A 1,271-nucleotide genomic window follows, 5' to 3' on the forward strand; every position below is an offset into this window, starting at 1 on the left:
AACGGCTACACCACTACACCGGACTTGACCTTGGGAACAGCGCCTAGAAGAGTTACCGGTCGGCAAAGACGCTACCCCCGAGGACGAGAAACAGAGTCGTCTCGACCTGGTCGGGGATTTTCTGGACGAAATTATCCAGAGTTTGACCGATGAAATGGATGCCTGGGCTGGCATGGTCACCGATTTTGACCGACTGTATTGCTCGATTTTGGATATGCGTGCCGAAGGCGTAGACATCTGGGTGTTCGATGACTGGGGATCGGTAGACAGCGAAGATGAAGAAGTTGGCGTGGCGGTAATCCCCTTCGAGATCGCAGACGATCTTGATCTGCGGGAAGTGGTCATCGACTTCTATGTCCGGTCAGAAGCAGGTCAGGTAGCCGAAGCGGTGCAAATCATCGTCGAAACGCTGGAAAGCTACGGCTTGAACCCCGAGTGGGATGAGGATGCTACGGGTCCTGTCCGGGGGCCTATTTCAGTTCGAATGAACTGGCAGCCGCACAGCATCCTCAAAGAGGGCTGGGACGATATCTACGAAACCCCGGAGGAATACATAGCCAGCCTTGCTGTTCCGCTGAGCGAATAATCGTGGTGCCGTTGCAGCTCTGTCTCGGGGTCTGATTCGGCACTTTTTCTAGTCGAAAGTGTAAAGCATGACGTGCGCGTGCTCAGCCTCGTCCACACCTTTGTCGACGTAGCCGATTTTCTCGTAGACGTGCTTCGCGCGGTCGTTACCGAACACCACGCATAGGCTTACGCCCGGCTTGCCGTCGGCCTTCGCCTGATCCAGCACCGCCTGCATCAGCTTCGTGCCCAGTCCTTTGCCCGTGTTGCCGGGCGCCATCGCGATCGCTACTTCGGGGTATTCCTCGGACACGTAGCCGTAGCCGTGGTTGTCCGCCGAGGAGTCGAGCAGCCATGCGGCGCCGATGGCCTCGCCGTTTTCTTCGACGATGACGCCACCTTGTCCCTCAGTCCAGCCATCGACGTAGAACACGGTGTCTTCGTCGAACGTTTCCGAGAATTCCCTATCTGGATCACCCCACGTGTCCGTCTCCTCGTTCATCTTGTGGATGAACGGGCGGTCGGCCTCGACCGCGCGACGGAAAGTGAACTGTTCAGGGATAGCAGATTCAGAAGCCATGAAATCTAGCGTAGCGAAAGCAACCCCCAGGGCGAAGTGGCTCTAGTGAGCCGCGTGTCCTGGGGGTTGGGGGTTAGGTCAGTGAGACCCAGAAATGTTATGTCCATAGGGTTTTTGGACATGGAGT

Annotated in this window: 2 protein-coding genes; one reads left to right on the forward strand and one right to left on the reverse strand. The window is 56.7% G+C overall.

Annotation, left to right across the window (positions count from 1 at the left end; all coding sequences use genetic code 11):
• Window positions 1–142 precede the first annotated feature (142 nt).
• Window positions 143–586 (forward strand): hypothetical protein, encoded by a 444-nt coding sequence (locus HMPREF2678_RS09755; protein WP_034966414.1) that lies wholly within the window; start codon window positions 143–145, stop codon window positions 584–586.
• 48 nt (window positions 587–634) lie between these two features.
• On the opposite strand, the gene HMPREF2678_RS09760 is transcribed toward HMPREF2678_RS09755, so the two are convergent.
• Window positions 635–1,144 (reverse strand): GNAT family N-acetyltransferase, encoded by a 510-nt coding sequence (locus HMPREF2678_RS09760; RefSeq protein WP_070552245.1) that lies wholly within the window; start codon window positions 1,142–1,144, stop codon window positions 635–637.
• Window positions 1,145–1,271 lie beyond the last annotated feature (127 nt).

The sequence above is a fragment of the Corynebacterium sp. HMSC058E07 genome (assembly GCF_001809885.1).
In the GTDB taxonomy this organism is placed as follows: domain Bacteria; phylum Actinomycetota; class Actinomycetes; order Mycobacteriales; family Mycobacteriaceae; genus Corynebacterium; species Corynebacterium macclintockiae.